Source organism: Streptomyces sp. NBC_01474 (assembly GCF_035918215.1).
In the GTDB taxonomy this organism is placed as follows: domain Bacteria; phylum Actinomycetota; class Actinomycetes; order Streptomycetales; family Streptomycetaceae; genus Streptomyces; species Streptomyces aureus.
In genome coordinates this window covers 3,796,838-3,812,895 of sequence record NZ_CP109449.1, presented here as the reverse complement: position 1 = coordinate 3,812,895, position 16,058 = coordinate 3,796,838, and the positions used below count along the sequence as shown (strand labels likewise).

Annotated in this window: 12 protein-coding genes; 3 read left to right on the top strand and 9 right to left on the bottom strand. The window is 71.1% G+C overall.

Annotated elements, in window-relative coordinates:
* Positions 1-44: 44 nt before the first annotated feature.
* The 8 genes from OG758_RS17500 to eccE form a co-directional block, all read right to left on the bottom strand.
* The gene (locus tag OG758_RS17500; protein ID WP_326710885.1) at positions 45-1,043 is read right to left on the bottom strand and encodes an ABC transporter ATP-binding protein; all 999 of its coding nucleotides are present in this window, start codon (positions 1,041-1,043) and stop codon (positions 45-47) included.
* Positions 1,040-2,041, bottom strand: coding sequence for an ABC transporter ATP-binding protein (locus OG758_RS17495; RefSeq protein WP_326710884.1), 1,002 nt, complete (start codon positions 2,039-2,041; stop codon positions 1,040-1,042). Before OG758_RS17495 ends, OG758_RS17500 begins: the two co-directional genes overlap by 4 nt.
* Entirely contained in the window at positions 2,038-2,985 is a 948-nt protein-coding gene (locus OG758_RS17490) for an ABC transporter permease (protein WP_326710883.1), read from the bottom strand. The genes OG758_RS17495 and OG758_RS17490 overlap by 4 nt, the downstream gene beginning before the upstream one ends.
* Positions 2,982-4,058: an ABC transporter permease gene (locus OG758_RS17485; protein WP_266559408.1), complete on the bottom strand. Its 1,077-nt coding sequence runs from the start codon at positions 4,056-4,058 to the stop codon at positions 2,982-2,984. Before OG758_RS17485 ends, OG758_RS17490 begins: the two co-directional genes overlap by 4 nt.
* Before the next feature lie 77 nt (positions 4,059-4,135).
* Positions 4,136-6,040: an ABC transporter substrate-binding protein gene (locus OG758_RS17480; RefSeq protein ID WP_326710882.1), complete on the bottom strand. Its 1,905-nt coding sequence runs from the start codon at positions 6,038-6,040 to the stop codon at positions 4,136-4,138.
* A gap of 330 nt (positions 6,041-6,370) precedes the next feature.
* Positions 6,371-9,385 (bottom strand): SCO5717 family growth-regulating ATPase, encoded by a 3,015-nt coding sequence (locus tag OG758_RS17475; protein WP_326710881.1) that lies wholly within the window; start codon positions 9,383-9,385, stop codon positions 6,371-6,373.
* Positions 9,386-9,722: 337 nt separating this feature from the next.
* The gene (locus OG758_RS17470) at positions 9,723-10,541 is read right to left on the bottom strand and encodes a hypothetical protein (protein WP_326710880.1); all 819 of its coding nucleotides are present in this window, start codon (positions 10,539-10,541) and stop codon (positions 9,723-9,725) included.
* Entirely contained in the window at positions 10,541-11,902 is a 1,362-nt protein-coding gene (gene eccE / locus OG758_RS17465) for a type VII secretion protein EccE (RefSeq protein WP_326710879.1), read from the bottom strand. The genes OG758_RS17470 and eccE overlap by 1 nt, the downstream gene beginning before the upstream one ends.
* 179 nt (positions 11,903-12,081) lie before the next feature.
* On the opposite strand from eccE, the gene eccB reads away from it, so the two are divergent.
* From eccB to OG758_RS17450, 3 genes are read left to right on the top strand one after another with little or no spacing between them, the layout of a single operon-like run.
* Positions 12,082-13,617, top strand: coding sequence for a type VII secretion protein EccB (gene eccB / locus OG758_RS17460; protein ID WP_326710878.1), 1,536 nt, complete (start codon positions 12,082-12,084; stop codon positions 13,615-13,617).
* Positions 13,618-13,630: 13 nt separating this feature from the next.
* A complete protein-coding gene (gene mycP / locus OG758_RS17455) occupies positions 13,631-14,905 on the top strand; it encodes a type VII secretion-associated serine protease mycosin (RefSeq protein ID WP_326710877.1) in 1,275 nt (424 codons plus the stop codon).
* Between the two features lie 5 nt (positions 14,906-14,910).
* Positions 14,911-15,498, top strand: a complete 588-nt coding sequence (locus OG758_RS17450) for a hypothetical protein (RefSeq protein WP_326710876.1) — start codon at positions 14,911-14,913, stop codon at positions 15,496-15,498.
* Between the two features lie 6 nt (positions 15,499-15,504).
* On the opposite strand, the gene OG758_RS17445 is transcribed toward OG758_RS17450, so the two are convergent.
* Complete coding sequence (locus OG758_RS17445; protein ID WP_326710875.1) at positions 15,505-16,047, bottom strand: hypothetical protein; 543 nt, start codon at positions 16,045-16,047, stop codon at positions 15,505-15,507.
* Between the last annotated feature and the right edge of the window lie 11 nt (positions 16,048-16,058).

The following is a 16,058-nucleotide window of genomic DNA, read 5'->3' as shown; positions in this document are numbered from 1 at the left end:
ATCGGCCGAGGTCGCGAGGGCTCTGCCCCCGCGACCCCCGAACCTCACACGCCGGACCGGCCGGCCTGGGCCGACGCCCAGTGGCAGGCCACCTGGGTCGTGCTCGCGCCCGACAGCACCGGCAGGTCCTCCCCGCGACAGCGCTCCGCCACGCCCGAGCGTTCCGCCTCGCCCGACGCCAGGATCTGGCAGCGGGCGTGGAAGCGGCACCCGGACGGGATGCGCGACGGGTCCGGCGGCTCGCCCGTGAGGACGACCGGATCACCCGGCGCCTCCGGCAGGACCGACAACAGGGCCTGCGTATACGGGTGTTGAGGCGCCGTCAGGACCTCCTCCACCGTTCCTGTCTCCACGATCCGGCCCAGGTACATCACCGCGACCCGGTCCGCGATGTTCCAGGCGAGACCCAGGTCGTGCGTCACCACCAGGGCGGACAGGCCCAGTTCGTCGCGCAGCCTGAGCAGCAGCGCGAGGATCTCGCCGCGCACCGAAGCGTCGAGGGACGCCACGGGCTCGTCTGCGACGATCAGTTCGGGGTCGAGGACGAGCGCGCCCGCGATCACCACGCGCTGCCGCTGGCCGCCCGACAGCTCGTGCGGGTAGCGCAGGAAGAAGCGGTCCGGCGGGCGAAGTCCCGCTCGTGACAAGGCGTTCGCCACCGCCTCGCGCTCGTCGCCCGCGTACCCGTGGATGCGCAGGCCCTCGGCCACCGCGTCGTACACCGTGTGCCGCGGGTTCAGCGAACCGCTGGGGTCCTGGAGGACCAGCTGCACGCGCTTGCGGTACGCCTTGAGGGCGCGCGAGGAGTAGTCGAGGGGCTTCCCGTCGAACGTGACGCGGCCGGACGTCGGCGGTACCAGGCCGAGCAGGGAGCGGGCGAGCGTCGTCTTGCCGCAGCCCGACTCGCCCACCAGCGCCACGATCTCGCCGGGCGCGATGTCGAGGTCGACGCCGTCCACGGCGCGCGCGGGGTCCGCGCCACGGCGGCCGGGGAAGGTGATGTGTAGCGCGCCGGCCGTGAGCAGGGGGGACGTACTGGTCATGCTGTGGTGCTCCTTGCCTCGGCGCCGGCGGCGTCGTCCGGATCGGTGGCGCCGCCCACGTGCACACAGGCCGCCCGCCGGTCCGTGGCCGCGGCCCGTAGTTCCGGGTCCTCGGTGATGCAGCTGTCGAGCGCCACCGGGCAGCGCGGGTGGAACGTGCAGCCCGTGGGCAGCGCCGACGGGTCGGGCGGGTCGCCGGGCAGACCGCGCGGCGCGAACCGGGACGCGGGGTCGCCGATCCGCGGGAACGCCGCCGACAGGGCCTTCCCGTAGGGATGTTGCGCGTTCTCGTAGACCTCGGAGGCGGGGCCCTCCTCGACGACGCGGCCCGCGTACATCACCGCGAGCCGGTCGCAGGTGTCCGAGAGGACCGCGAGGTCGTGGCTGATCATGATGAGGCCGAGGTCCTGATCGGACACGAGCTGCTCGATCAGGCGCAGGATCTGCGCCTGGATCATCACGTCGAGCGCCGTCGTCGGCTCGTCCGCGATGATCAGGCCCGGGTCGCAGGCGAGCGCCATCGCGATCATCACGCGCTGGCGCTGGCCGCCGGACAGCTCGTGCGGATACGCGTCAGCGCGCGCGGCGGGCAGGCCGACGTGCTCCAGGAGCTCCGCGACCCTCTTCTTCGCGCCCGCGGGCGTCGCCTTCTTGTGCAGCAGGATCGGCTCGGCGATCTGGTCGCCGATGCGGTGCACCGCGTTGAGCGAGTGCATTGCGCCCTGGAACACGATCGAGGCGCCGGCCCAGCGCACGGCCCTGACCTGGCCCCACTTCATCGTGAGGACGTCCTCGCCGTTCAGCAGGATCTCGCCGGAGACCTTCGTGCCGGCCGGCAGCAGACGCAGCAGCGCGAGCGCGAGCGTCGACTTGCCGCAGCCGGACTCGCCGGCGATGCCGAGCTTCTGGCCCGCGTCGACGCTGAGGTTCACGCCGCGGACGGCCCGTGCCCCGCCCGCGTACGTCACTTCGAGGTTTCTGACGTCGAGAAGGCTCACCTGGCCACCCCCAGTTTCGGATTGAGGACGGCTTCGATGGCGCGGCCGCACAGCGTGAACGCGAGCGCGACCAGCGCGATGGCGAGTCCGGGAGGCGCGAGATACCACCAGTCGCCCGCGCTGACCGCGCCCGCCTCGCGCGCGTCCTGGAGCATGCCGCCCCATGACGTGATCGTCGGGTCGCCGAGGCCGAGGAAGGCGAGGGTGGCCTCGGTGAGGATCGCGCCGGAGATCACGAGCGTGGTCTGCGCGAGGACGAGCGGCATCACGTTCGGCAGGACGTGGCGCAGCATGATGTGCCGGTGCCCGCCGCCGAGCGCGCGGGCCCGCTCGATGTACGGCCGCGACTCCACGGCGAGCGTCTGGGCGCGGACCAGGCGGGCCGTCGTCGGCCACGTCGTCACGCCGATCGCCAGGATGACCGTCCAGATGGAGCGGGACATCACGGTGGCGAGGGCGATCGCGAGGACCAGCGTCGGCATCACCAGGAACCAGTCGGTGACCCGCATCAGGACCGTCGAGTACCAGCCACGGAAGTGACCGGCGACGATGCCGACGACCGTGCCGATCGCCACGCACAGGAACGCGGCCAGCAGGCCCACGGTGAGGGACACGCGCGCGCCCCACACCAGCAGGGCGAGCACGCTGCGGCCGAACTGGTCGGTGCCGAGCGGGAATTCACCGCTGGGCGCCTCAAGGGCGCCGCCGGGCGCGTCGGTGACGCTCTGCGAGTCCGCGCCGACGAGCAGGGGCGCGCAGATCGCGATGAGGGCGATCAGGATCAGCCCTGCGAGACCCCACAGTCCGCTCCGGTGGGTGCGGTACTCGCGCCAGAAGCGGGCGACGGAGCGGCGCTTGCGGGCGCGCGCCAAGGCCCGCGCGCTCTTCTCGGCCGGCGGCGGGAGCTGCGCGGTGTCGAGGTCGGTGTTCGTGTCGGCAGTCATCGGCCCACCCGGGGATCGAGCAGCGGATACAGCACGTCGGCGAGGGTGTTCGCCAGGATCACCGCGGTGGCGAAGACGAAGAACAGCCCTTGGACGAGCGGCAGGTCGGGCACGCTGAGTGCCGAGTAGAACAGGCCACCGAGGCCGGGCCAGGAGAAGACCGTCTCGACGAGGATCTGACCGGCCACGACGTGCCCGAGGTTCACGAACATCAGCGTGAACGTGGGCAGCATCGCGTTCGGGACGGCGTGCTTGCGGCGTACGACGTCGTCACGCAGACCCTTCGCGCGCGCCGTCGTCAGATAGTCGCTGCCCATCTCGTCGAGCAGCGAGGAGCGCATCACGAGGAGCGTCTGCGCGTAGCCGACCGCCACCAGCGTGACCACCGGCAGGACCAGATGGTGCGCGACGTCCATGACGTACGCGAACCCGCTCTCGCCGCCCGACTCCAGGCCGCCCGTCGGGAACAGGCCCGGGATCGGGCCCAGCCCCACCGAGAAGACGATGATGAGGAGCAGACCGAGCCAGAACGACGGGATCGAGTAGAGCGTGAGGGCGAACGCGGTGTTGAAGCGGTCGCTGCGTGATCCGTTGCGCCAGGCGGTGCGCGTGCCCAGCCAGATGCCGAGCGCGGTGTAGAGGACGTACGCCGTGCCGGTCAGGAGCAGCGTCGCCGGCAGCGCCTCGGTGATCTTGTCGATGACCGGGGTGTGGAACTGGTACGACGTGCCGAAGTCGCCGGTCAGCGCGTCACCGATGTAGTTGGTGAACTGCTGCCACATCGGCAGGTCGAGGCCGAACTGGTGGCGGAGCGCTTCGAGCTGCTGCGCCGAGACACGGCGCCCGCCGGTCATCTGTTTCACCGGATCGCTGGGGATCAGGCGGAACAGGAAGAAGCTGGTGACCAGGACCGCGAAGAGCGACACGATCGCCCCCGCGATCTTGCCCGCCACGTACTGGAGATAGGCCTTGGTGTTGCGCGCACGTGGACCGCGGGCCGCCGACGGCCCGGCTTGCGCCGGGCCGTCGGTGTCCGCACTCTGCACGAGCGCCGGAGTGCTCTCTGCTGTCATGTGGAACTCTCGTTACTCGTGCGGTGCTTGCGACGCCTGCGGACGGACGTGACGCGTTCTCTCCTGACCGGGTGCTGCTACTCGCGGTCGTCCGCCGAGGTGCGGCGGCGCCGCGCGAGGAACAGCCCGCCGCCGCCCAGGACGACGACGGCCGCGACGATACCGATGATCACGCCGGTCGAGCCGGAACCGCCGCCGCCACCGCCCTTCGAGTCGCTCTTGCCGTCCGCCGGAACGGCCGACCACCAGCTCCAGTACCCGTCCTGGCCGTAGATGTTGCCGGCCGCGGTGGGCATGGTCCGGATCGACTTGATCTGGTCGGTGCGGTAGGCCTCGACGGCGTTCGGGTACGCGATGACGTTCATGTACCCGGAGTCGTACAGCCAGGACTCCATCTGCTTGACGATGTCCGCGCGCTTGGCCGGGTCGTACTCGGCGAGCTGCTTCTTGTACAGGTCGTCGTACGTCTTGTCGCAGATGAAGTTGTCCGTCTGGGCGCTCTCCTTGGCCTTGGCGGGGAGCGCGGCGCAGGTGTGGATGCCGAGGACGAAGTCCGGGTCGGGGTTGACCGACCAGCCGTCGAACGCGAGGTCGTACTCACCTGCGTACCAGGGCACCGAGACGTCGTCGAGACAGTCGACCTTCAGGCCGATGCCGAGCTTGCCCCACCACTCCTTGAGGTACTTGCCGATCGCCTTGTCGTTCGGGTCCGTGGCGTGGCACAGGATGCGGAGGTTCAGCGGCTTGCCGTCCTTGCCGACGCGCTCGCTGCCCTTCATCTTGTAACCGGCCTCGTCGAGCAGCTTGCCCGCCTTGTCGGGGTCGTACCCGAGGGCCTGGCTGCCGGACGGCTTCCAGAAGTAGTCGCCGAAGCGCGGCGGGATGTAGCCCTCGCCCTCGACGGCGTGGCCCTGGAAGACCTTGTCGACGATCGTCTTGCGGTCGATCGACAGGAACAGCGCCTGGCGCACCTTCTGGTCGAGAAGGGCCTTGTTGCCGTTGCCGAACTTCTTGTGGTCCTTGGTCTGCGCGCCCGGGTTCGTGGCGAGCGCGAAGAAGCGGCGGCCGGGGCCCTCGTTGACCTTGATGTTCTGTTCGCCCTTGAGCGACGCCGCCTGAGCGGGCGTCAGGGCGGGCGAGCCGGCCACGAAGGAGACCTCGCCCTTGCGCAGGGCGGCGACCGCGGCGTCCTGGTCCTTGTACGTCTTGAAGACGACCTCGTCGAACTTGGGCGCGCCGCGCCAGAAGTCCTTGTTGGCCTTCAGCTTCACGTACTGGTCGACCTTGTAGTCGGTCAGCACGAACGGGCCGTTGCCGACGATCGGGAAGGTCTTGTCGTTGTTGAACTTCGAGAAGTCCTTGACGTTCTTCCAGATGTGCTCGGGCACGATCGGGACGTCGAGCGCGGCCATCGTGGCCTGCGGCTTCTTCAGCTCGATGACCAGCTTGGTGGCGCTGGGAGCGGTGACCTTCTTGAAGTTGGAGACGAAGCTGCCGTTCGCGGTCGCGGCGCCCTCGTCCGTCATGATCTTGTTGAAGGTGAAGGCGGCGTCGGCGGCGGTGGCCTGCTTGCCGTCGGACCACTTCGAGTCGGACCTGATGGTGTAGGTCCAGGTGAGCTTGTCCGCGGACGGCTTCCATTCGGTGGCGAAGCCCGGGACGGCGTGGTTGTCCTTGGGGTCGTAGTTGGTCAGGTACTCGTACATCATCCGGTGGATGCTCGTACTGACCAGTCGCTGGGCGAGGAACGGGCTCAGCGAGTCGACGCTCTGGGCGAGGGCGACGGTGAGGACCTTCTTGCCGCCGTCGGCCGCCTTGGCCTCTTGGGGTGCGGGGTTGAGCGGCGTGGCGAGGCCGGCCGTCAGGGTGAACGCCGCGGCGCCGGCCGCCAGGAGGACCCGCAGGGTCCGGCGGGGCGCGCGCCGTGGGGAACGGGAGAAGAGTGGAGCGTGTGCTCTCTTGGGCTGATCTTTTGTGTCCATGGGTCGGTGACCTCGCGTCGTTGCTCGCGCAGGAGTGGCAGGTTGATCATGGGACGCCAGCTGGTTGATGTGTGTGTCTATCAGCGGCAGTCTGCGCACGTCAACGGCACATGAACCCCATGTGGCCTGCGGAAATAACGAGTTGACCTGCATTTCACGCACATTGGTCGAGTCCTCTGACGCTTTGCAGGCCAGGGCGTGATGCCCGTTGCGCTCGACTATGGCCGCCTGGTGGCTGTTTGACGGAATTTCGGCAGGCGCGGAGAAGGCCCGCACCGTGGTGTCGGTGCGGGCCTTTCGTGTGGCCAGGGGGCCGGGATGTCAGCGTTGTTACTGCTGAGGCGGCTGGGGCTGTGCGGTGTACGGGGGGAGGGGCTGGCCGGGCTGACCGGACGCGGCTTGGCCAGGGGCGGGCGGCTGACCGGGCGCGGCTTGGCCAGGGGCGGGCGGCTGACCGGGCGCGGGCTGGGCCGGGGCGGGGGGCTGCTGCTGCCACATCTGCGGGGGGCCGGGCTGACCCGGCTGTGAGGGCTGACCGGGGGTGCCGGCCTGTGCCTGGCCGGGCTGCTGCGGATACGGCTGGCCGGGGTAGGGCTGGCCCGGGAACTGCTGCCCCGGTGCGGGCTGTTGACCCGGCGCGGGCGGCTGGGGCGCACCCGGCTGCCCCGGATACGGCTGGCCCGGGTAGGGCTGCCGCGCGGGGTACGGCTGCTGCTGGTGACCCGGCACCGGGGGAGCCATGGTGGGCGGAGGGTTGCCGTCCGACGTCCACAGGCCCTGCTGCTGCTGGGCCCGCGGGAAGTCCTCCGCGACCATTGCCGAGAGGTTGAAGTACGCCTCGCGCACCTTGGGCCGCATCATGTCGAGGTCGACCTCGGCGCCGGCTGCGAGGTGCTCGTCGAACGGCACCACCACGACGCCACGGCAGCGCGTCTCGAAGTGCGACACGATGTCGTCGACCTTGATCATCTTGCCGGTCTCGCGGACCCCGGAGATGACCGTGATGGAACGCGACACCAGGTCCGCGTACCCGTGCGCCGACAGCCAGTCGAGTGTCGTGCTGGCGCTGCTCGCGCCGTCCACGGACGGCGTCGAGATGATGATCAACTGGTCGGCGAGGTCGAGTACTCCGCGCATCGCGGAATACAGCAGGCCGGTGCCGGAGTCGGTCAGGATGATCGGGTACTGCTTGCCGAGCACGTCGATCGCGCTGCGGTAGTCCGTGTCGTTGAACGTCGTCGAGACAGCCGGGTCCACGTCGTTCGCGATGATCTCCAGGCCGGACGGCGCCTGCGAGGTGAACCGCCGGATGTCCATGTACGAGTTGAGGTGCGGGATCGCCTGCACCAGGTCTCGGATGGTCGCCCCGGTCTCACGGCGCACGCGGCGGCCGAGCGTGCCGGCGTCCGGGTTGGCGTCGATGGCGAGGATCTTGTCCTGGCGCTCAGTGGCGAGCGTCGAACCGAGCGCCGTCGTCGTGGTCGTCTTGCCAACGCCGCCCTTGAGGCTGATGACGGCGATCCGGTAGCAGGAGAGGACCGGCGTGCGGATCAGGTCCAGCTTCCGCTGCCGCTCGACCTCCTCCTTCTTGCCGCCGAGCTTGAAGCGCGAGTTGCCGCCGCCGGGGCGGGTGCTCTTCGCCTTCTGCTTCTTGTTGTTGAGCAGCCGGTCGGCCGACAGCTCCACGGCCGCCGTGTAGCCGAGCGGTGCACCGCCGACGTTCGTGGGCGTGCGCTGGTCGTGCTGAATGGGCTGCGGCCAGGCGCCGCCTGCGCGGGGGTCGGCGGGGGGCACCTGTCCGGGGAAGGGCTGACCGGGCTGGCCCTGGAACTGGCCGGGCTGACCCTGGACCTGCTGATCGGGCTGGCCGGGGTGGGGGGCCGGGGCCTGCGGCGCGGGCGGCTGCTGGTGCGGCTGCGGCTGCTGTGCGACCGGGGGTTGGGGGCCCGGCTGCTGTGCGTGCGGGGCCGGCGGCTGCTGGGGGTTCTGCTGCGCCGGGAGGTGCGGGGCGGGCGGAGCCGGGGTGTTGGGCCCGCCCGGGTGTCCCTGAGCGGGGGCTCCGGGCTGCGGCTGCGGGAAACCGTAGCCCGTGCCCGGCTGGGGCTGTTGCGGGAACCCGTAACCGCTCTGCGGGGCGGGCTGGTTGGGCGTGCCCGTGTGGGGCTGCTGCGGGAACCCGTAACCACCCTCCGGGGCAGGCTGGTTGGGCGTGCCGGGCTGGGGCTGTTGCGGGAATCCGTAACCGCCTTGCGGGGCGGGCTGGTTCGGTGCGGCGGGTGCCGGCGGCGTCGGCTGCGGGAAACCGTAGCCCTGCTGCGGCGGTACCGGAGGTGCGGGCTGCTGCGGGTCGCCGGGGGCCGACTGCTGCGGGAAGCCGTAACCACCCTGCGGCGCGGGCGGGGTGTTCTGCGCGGGCCAGGCCGGCGGCGCGGCCTGGGCCGGAACCGGCGCGCCGGGCTGCGGCTGCTGCTGCGCGGGCCACTGCGGGGCGGACGTGGGGGCGGCGGGCTGGAACGCCGGGGGCAGCGGGGGGATACCGTCCTGCGGCACGGGCGGCGGGGCCCAGGCAGCGGGGGCGCCCTGCGCGTCCGGGGTTGCGGGCGTGCCGGTGTCGGTGGGGGTACCGGTGTCAGCACCCGTCTCGGCCGATGCCTCCGTAGTAGCGGCTTCGGTGGTGTCGGAGCCGGTGTCGTCCGAACCCTCCGAGCCCGCCGAGCCCTCCGACCGGGACGCGCCGTCAGGGGCGGCCTCGGAGTCGGTGCTGTCGGCCGAGGCCTGAGCGGTGTCGGTGTCCCTGTCCTCCGCGGAGTCCGCGGAGGCGCTCGCCACCTCGTCGCCCCCGGCGGGCCCGGTCGCGGCGACCACAGCGAAGTCACCGGAGTCACCGGAGCCGGTCGAGTCGGAGCTGCCGGACGCGGCGTCCCCGCCCTGCTCCTCGGCCGTCGGCTCGGCCTTCTGCTCGTCCTGCGCGGCCAGTTCGGCGAACTCCCGCTTCAGCGCGGCAGCGGAGAACCGCATCGTCGTGCCGCTCTCCAGGTCCCCGTTCCCGGAACCCGCGTCCGGCTCAGGTGCCGAAGCGGCGGGCATGTACGGCGTGTAGGGCGCGGGCGGAGCCGGGGGCGTCACCGGCGCGGGAGCGGGGGCCGGAGGCACCGGCGGCGGAGGCGTGACGGGTGCGGCCGAGGGGGTCTCGCCCGTGCCGGACGACGCGTTCTGCGTGTACCAGGCCGGTGGGGCGTAGTCGATGGTGAACTCGCCCGTCGTCTCAGTGGCGGACTCCGCGTCGGAGTGATCATCGACGGGTGTGTCCCAGCCCCCGCGGATCTCGTCCCGATCGCTGTTCACAATGCCTCCTGGTGTGGTCGAGCACCCTCGTGCCGTGGTGGGGGGCGACCGTTCCTGTCGTCCGATCCGCCGCGCTCTTCCCCTGGGACGCGTACGAGCCGCTCGTGGGTTCTCGCGCGCGTCCTGGTCCCAGCCTAATCACCAAAACCACGAGCACGGCAGGCCCGTCCGTCCCGCCGACGCCGTCCGGGAGATCACACCCGGCCAACAAGTGCTGTCCAAGCGATACGGAAGTGACGAACACCCCTCAGTCCGTCACGCGCAAACTGCCCGAATAAGCCGCAAAGAGGACCGAGTTCGATCGCTGGAACGCTCCGCGGCGGGCTCCGGACCGGTCTCAGTCCATCCGGCGGGCGTTACCCAACAATCCGGTCTCGGCGTCCGTCGCCCGGGTCATCACGTACTGCCGGTCGCGGTCGGTGCACCACAGGGTGACGCCGTCCGCGAGCGTCGGCAGGGACTCCCACTCGCCGCGCGGCAGTCCGATGACACGGCCGATCTCCGCCGCCTCGTCCGGCGAAACCCGCTGGACCCCGACGAGCCGCGCCTGGCGCATCAACCGGGGCGCCACGGGGCTCAGATAGGGCAGCAGCGTCAGCACGGACTGCCACGGCGCGGAGGCCACCCGCCCGCGCGGCGGCCGCATCCCACAGTCCCGCACCACGAGCACCGGGCCACCGGCGGACGCGCCCTGCGGCGGCACCCGCCCGACGTCGTGCACCGTCATCCCGGACTGGCCGCCACCGACCGCCTGCACCAACTGCGCCCAGGCCTGCGCCCGCCCGGTCTCCACCGCGACCCGCGCGCCCGTCGCAGCGGCCCGCAGCGCGAGCACCTGAGCCGTCCACAGGCCACCGATGAGCACCATGTCGTAGGGCGTCGGCCGGTTCACCCCGAGCACGGCGGGCTGGCCGTCGGCATCGACGCCGACGACGACACCGTCGTCGCCGATGGGCAGCGCGAGAGAGTCCAACTGCTCCACGGGGAGGGTGTGGCGCTGGTGCCGGGGCCCGAAGAGACCGAACCCGGTACGGGGCCGGTCACCGGCGGCGGGCGCGTGAGCCGCGCCCCCAGTGCCGCTTCCGTTCCCATTGCCGTTCCAGGAGTTTCCGTCCCAGGATCCTGCCCCGGCCGGGGGAGATGACGTCATGGCCATCAGCGCGCACCTCCGAGGGGCAACGTGGCGAGAACTCCGGGCAGTTGTTCGCGGTCGAGCCGGACAAGACCCGTCTTGGCCTGCCGGGCGGTGGTCTCCAGGGACCGCCGCGCCGTGGTCAGCTCGCTCTCGCTGCGTCCCGTGATCCGCATGTGACCGCAGAGCTGGACGTCCCGCTGGTCACCGCGGGACAGCGTCAGGCTGAACGTCGTGGCCAGCGCGGGCACCGTGGTCAAGAGTGCGACCAACTGGTGCAGGGCGGGCCCGGATCCGCCGAGCTGCGGCCAGCGCCGCACCCAGTACGTGGTGTGTCTGCGGTTGTCGCAGCGCCAGCTGCGGCCGGACTCCTCGGTCCTGCGCTGCGGCAGCTCGCTCCGCCCGGCCTGCGCCGTCACCATGGGGTTGGCGCACGCCGACGTGGCGACGGCGGCCGTGAGCTCCTCCTCCGTCAGCACGCTGGCGCGGAAGCCCGCGCCGGTCAGCCGGCTCGCCAGATGCTGGGCCGCGCGGGCCACGCACTTCTGCGCTCCCGCGGTGCCGCCACCGCGCGCGGCCACGGCCTCCGGGCACAGCTCCGGGTCGAGCTTCAGGGCGATCCATGTGATGCGGACGGCGGGGGAGCCGGTCTGGGCCTGCAGCGGGGCGTAGTTGCTCACCGCCACGGACTGCTGCGGCAGGTGCAGCGCGGGCGCGGGCTGCGTGTGCAGCACGATCTGCGCCGATTCGAGCTGGATCCCGTCGACATCGAGGGCGTCCCGCACGATCCCTATCGGCAGCGGCCGCCGGGAGCGCTCGGCCCGCAGAGCGGTGGCGTCCGACTCGACCTGGAGCACGGCGGTCAGGAAGCCGCCGTCGCCGACCATGCCGATGGGCCGCTGGTCGCGGTCGTCACCGCGGCTGTAGCTGTACGTCCGCAGCGAGGGGTCGCACTCGACGGCGGGCGCGAGGCCCGGCTCCGTGCCGGGCGGGACCGGTGTGCTCGCCGCACGGCGCTTGCGCGCGCGCAGCGCCAGGACGGTGCCGAGCCACTCGGGCAGCGACCGCCCCCGACGGCGTACGACGGCGAACAGGACGAGGATCACGGCGACGACGCCCGCGGGCACCATGGCCAACTTGTCGACTACCGCGGCGCCGACGACCAGCGCGGCGGCGACCTCGATCATCACCATCTGCTGGAGCCGGAACGACCCGGCCCGTCCGGAACGCGACTTCAGATGAAGCGAGACCGGACCGGCGGGCGCCGCCGGAGAGCCGGCCCCACCGCCGGACCCAGCCGCCGGCGCACCGTCTCCCGGTCCCGGCCGGCCACCCGACCGCGACCGGGATTGCGACCGCGACCGGGTCCGCGTTGCGGAAGCCATCACTCCAAACCCCCCGAACTCTCCCGAAAATCCCTGACGCACAGGGTCTTTGAAGGCCCCAGCACCCTACCCGTCCCACATGCACAACCACGCAACAGGCATAGTAGGGGCCGGGTCTGACAACGGAGGGCGGGGGACGCAGATGCCCCCGAGTGCTGCACGGGGAGAAGCGGACACAGATGGCATCACGGCGGGACGAACTCAACGCCTACACCTTCGCGAAGCGTCGTACGCTCGCGTCCTTCCTCCAGCCCTCACCCTCCGGTTCGGAGGAAGGGGCGCCGAAGCCGCTGCGTGCGGTGCTGCCCGGCGTGATCGTCGGCGTCGTCGTCCTCGCCGTGTTCGGGGCGTGGGGGATGTTCAAGCCGACTGCACCGCCCAAATGGGATGAACTCCACAAGAACGTGATCGTCGCGAGCAAGTCGACGACGCGGTACGTGGTCCTGAAGACGGACGGCAAGAAACAGCTGCACCCCGTCCTCAACATGGCGTCGGCCAAGCTCCTCGTGGACCCGAGCGACAACCCCCCGGTGACGGTGTCCGAGGACGTGCTCGACAGCGGCAAGATCCCGCACGGCGCCACGATCGGCATCCCGTACGCCCCTGACCGTCTGCCGCCGGACTCCGAGGCGGAGTCCGCGAAGCGCTGGGCCGTCTGCGAACGCCCGGGCGAGGGCGGCCGCGCCATCCAGAAGGCGGCGTTCGTCCTCGCGAAGCGGGACCTGGGCAAGACGGAGGGCCGCGAGTCGAAGCTGAGCGGCGGCGACCTGATGTACGTCGTCGGCCCGGACAAGGCCAAGACCGAGTACGTCGTCGACGCCCACGGGACCGCCTATCCCATCGAGGAGGGCACCGACAAGGAACAGCTTCTGCGTGCCCTGGGCATCAACCTCCCCGCCGGCCAGAAGCCGGAGCGCGTCTCCAGGGACTGGCTGGACACCCTCAACAAGGGCACGCAGATCTCGTTCCCGAAGCTCAGCGGCAACCTCGGCGCCGCCGCCCGGACGAACAGCACGCTGGACGGCACCGCGAACCGCGTCGGCATGGTCCTCAAGACGCCGGACCAGTACTACGTCGTCCTGTCCGGCACGGTCGCCCCGATCACCGACTTCACCGCACACTTGCTCCTGTACAGCCCCGACCTCGACCGCCGCCTCGGCCAGAAGGGCGAGCCGCTCAAGGTGGGCCCCGGCGCCATCGTCGCCGGCCAGAGCTTCGGTCCCGCCAACTGGCCGAAGTACGAGCCGAAGACGGTCAACGAGGCCACCACCGCAGCCGGCAGCCGCAACACCGTCTGCAACGTGCTGGACAAGGTCGACAGCGGCAACGGCCGCACCACCCTCAGCACTTGGGCCGGCAAGAACTTCCCCGCCCCCCTGCCCGTCGGCTCCTCCAGCGCTTACGTCACCGCCGGTTCGGGCCAGCTCTACCGGCAGTTCACGGGCACCGAGACCAACGTGGGCCCCGTCTTCCTGGTCACCGACACGGGCCTTCGCTATGCGATGCAGTCCAACAGCGACAGCGGCGCCGACGACGCGGGCATCGGCACCACCGCGAAGGAGCGCAAGGCACGGCGTGAAGAGGCCAAGCAGGCGGTGACCAGGCTCGGCTACGACAAGGTCGACCCGGCGCCGATCCCGCTCGCCTGGTCGCAGTTCCTGCCCACGGGCCCGCGCCTGTCCACGACAGCGGCCAGCCAGCCGCAGGGCTCCTAGGGCGGGGGACACGATGGCGTACACATCAGGGAAGTCCGCGGCGACGTGGACGCGTAAGGCGGCGCTCGTCGGCGCGCTGGCCGTGACGGTGACCACCACCGTGATCCTGCCCGGGAGCCCGGCGGCGGCCGACAGTGAGCAGTGCACCTTCGGCCCGAAGAACCCGAAGTACGCGGGCCGCCCCTGGTCGCTCCAGCGCGTCCTCCTGGACGACCTGTGGAGCGAGACCAAGGGCAAGGGCGTCAAGGTCGCCGTCATCGACACTGGCGTCGACGTCAAGAATCCGCAGCTCACTCATGCCGTGGACACGTCCAAGGGCGAGAATCTCCTGCCCAAGGGCCTCAAGGACGACAACGGCGACAAGATCGCACGCGGCAAGGAGAACGGCACCACCGACACCGTGGGTCACGGCACGCGTGTCGCGGGCATCATCGCCGCGCGCCCGGCCAAGGGCACCGGCTTCGTGGGCCTGGCCCCCGAGGCCACGATCATCCCGTTCCAGCAGAACGACGCGGAGGGCCACGGCACGGCCGAGACCCTTGCGACGGCCATTCTGCACGCGAAGGCCGCGGGCGCTCAGGTCATCAACATCTCCCAGGACACGGCGAACGCGGTCAGGCCCGCCCCGGTGCTGGAGGACGCGGTCAACGCGGCCCTCGCCGCCAAGATCGTCGTCGTCGCCTCGGCGGGCAACGACGGCCTGGACGGCAAGGTGCAGAAGACCTACCCGGCCTCGTTCCCCGGCGTCCTGGCGGTCGCCGCCTCCGACCGCAACAACGAACGCGCCTCGTTCTCCCAGCAGGGCTACTTCGTGGGCGTGGCGGCGCCGGGCGTGGACATGGTCTCCACGGTTCCCGGCGGCGGCCACTGCTCGGACAACGGCACCAGTTTCTCCGCCCCGTACGTGGCCGGAGTCGCCGCCCTCGTCAAGGCGAAGCACCCCGACTGGACGGCGGCCGAGGTCGTCGCCCAGATAGAACAGACCGCGGAACGCTCGACCGCCGGCCACGACCGCCTCGTCGGCTGGGGCGTCGTCGACCCGCTGCGCGCCGTCACGGAGGACCCGGATCACCCGATCGAGACCCCGTCGCCCCATGAGGGTCTCACCCGGGAGAAGGCTCCTACGGCGGCGAAACTCCACTTCGGCGAGACGGCGGAACAGCGCAACACGCGCCTGGCCACGTACACGGTCGTCGGGACCGCGGTGCTGGTGGCGGGCCTGGGAGGGACTGCCGTCGCGGTACGGGACGCGCGGCGCAGGGGCCGGAACATGGCCCGCGGGGCATGAACGCGATGAGCGTGATCAGCTTCGCGCTCGCCGCCGTACTCCTGCTGGCGGCCTGCGTGAAGGCCGATCGCGTACGCGCCTGGCGGCACGCCTTCAACCCTTCGGGGGACGAACTCCCTGACGCCGCCTTCACCGTCGGACGCGTCGTCTTCGTGGTCCTGGCGGGAGTCGTGGCCTTCTCCGGATTCCAACTGCGGGCCGTCGCCGCCGACTCGGTGTGGAGCGACGACGAACTGAGCCACGCTGTCGAGTACGCGACCGGGGATCTGGACGGGCACTCCTACTTCGGCATGGACGTCCCCTCCGACAGCGACTACGAGTCGATGGTCGAGGACGCGGTCGTCCGGCGGGGCGGCGGCGGAGCCCCCGGGAGCGGTGTCTCCGCCACGCCCTCGGGGACGGGCACAACAACACACGGCGCCTTCACGGTCCAGGCCGACGGTGCCGACGCGTCCTTCTGCGTGTCCGTCACGCGTACGAAGTCGAAGGACGGCGGCTACGACGCTCCGGGCATCGCGGGCGGTCCTTCGGGGACGGCGGACATCGTCCCCCTGTACGAACTGGCGGCGACGAGCCGCAAGGGGCCCTGCTGAGGGCCGTCACCCCTCGGCGCAGGCCCCTGAACCAGCGGCCGCCGTCGCGTACTCCTTGATGAACCTGAGCATGTCCGCCGCATCCGAGTCGTCCGAGACACGTGCCGTCACCCAGAACGAGCTGTCCGCACCGGCCGACTTCGGGCACTCCACGCGCCCGACGGCCCCGGTCTTCGAGTAGATGAACCGGCCGTTGTCCGCGCCGGCATCGTTCGGATTGACGCCGATCGCGGACGTGGCGACATCACGGGCAGAGCTGTCGGCACCCCGCTTCTCCACACTGGTGGAGAACACGACCTTCCCGTCGACCTCAAGGCGACAGCGCTTCACGCCGACCGCCGACGTGGGCTTGGCCGCGATTTTCTTCCCCGGCGGCAGCAGCGGCTCCAGGGAACCGGCGGACACCTCGGTGCCGCACAGCTCCTTCGGAGTGGCGTATGCACGCTCGGGCCCGGACGACGAACAGCCGGCCACCGAAGCGACGAGCAACGCCGCACCGATCGCCGCCGCCAAGCCCGAACGTGCTCTGCCCCGCGGGAGTGCCTGCATGACGTCTTCCA

What these genes read in the sequence shown, in the direction of transcription:
- OG758_RS17490 (WP_326710883.1), bottom strand. Translation starts at nt 2,985, where the DNA reads ATGACTGCCGACACGAACACCGACCTCGACACCGCGCAGCTCCCGCCG.
- eccE (WP_326710879.1), bottom strand. Translation starts at nt 11,902, where the DNA reads ATGGCTTCCGCAACGCGGACCCGGTCGCGGTCGCAATCCCGGTCGCGG.
- OG758_RS17485 (WP_266559408.1), bottom strand. Translation starts at nt 4,058, where the DNA reads ATGACAGCAGAGAGCACTCCGGCGCTCGTGCAGAGTGCGGACACCGAC.
- OG758_RS17480 (WP_326710882.1), bottom strand. Translation starts at nt 6,040, where the DNA reads ATGGACACAAAAGATCAGCCCAAGAGAGCACACGCTCCACTCTTCTCC.
- OG758_RS17470 (WP_326710880.1), bottom strand. Translation starts at nt 10,541, where the DNA reads ATGGCCATGACGTCATCTCCCCCGGCCGGGGCAGGATCCTGGGACGGA.
- OG758_RS17450 (WP_326710876.1), top strand. Translation starts at nt 14,911, where the DNA reads ATGAGCGTGATCAGCTTCGCGCTCGCCGCCGTACTCCTGCTGGCGGCC.
- eccB (WP_326710878.1), top strand. Translation starts at nt 12,082, where the DNA reads ATGGCATCACGGCGGGACGAACTCAACGCCTACACCTTCGCGAAGCGT.
- OG758_RS17500 (WP_326710885.1), bottom strand. Translation starts at nt 1,043, where the DNA reads ATGACCAGTACGTCCCCCCTGCTCACGGCCGGCGCGCTACACATCACC.
- OG758_RS17445 (WP_326710875.1), bottom strand. Translation starts at nt 16,047, where the DNA reads ATGCAGGCACTCCCGCGGGGCAGAGCACGTTCGGGCTTGGCGGCGGCG.
- mycP (WP_326710877.1), top strand. Translation starts at nt 13,631, where the DNA reads ATGGCGTACACATCAGGGAAGTCCGCGGCGACGTGGACGCGTAAGGCG.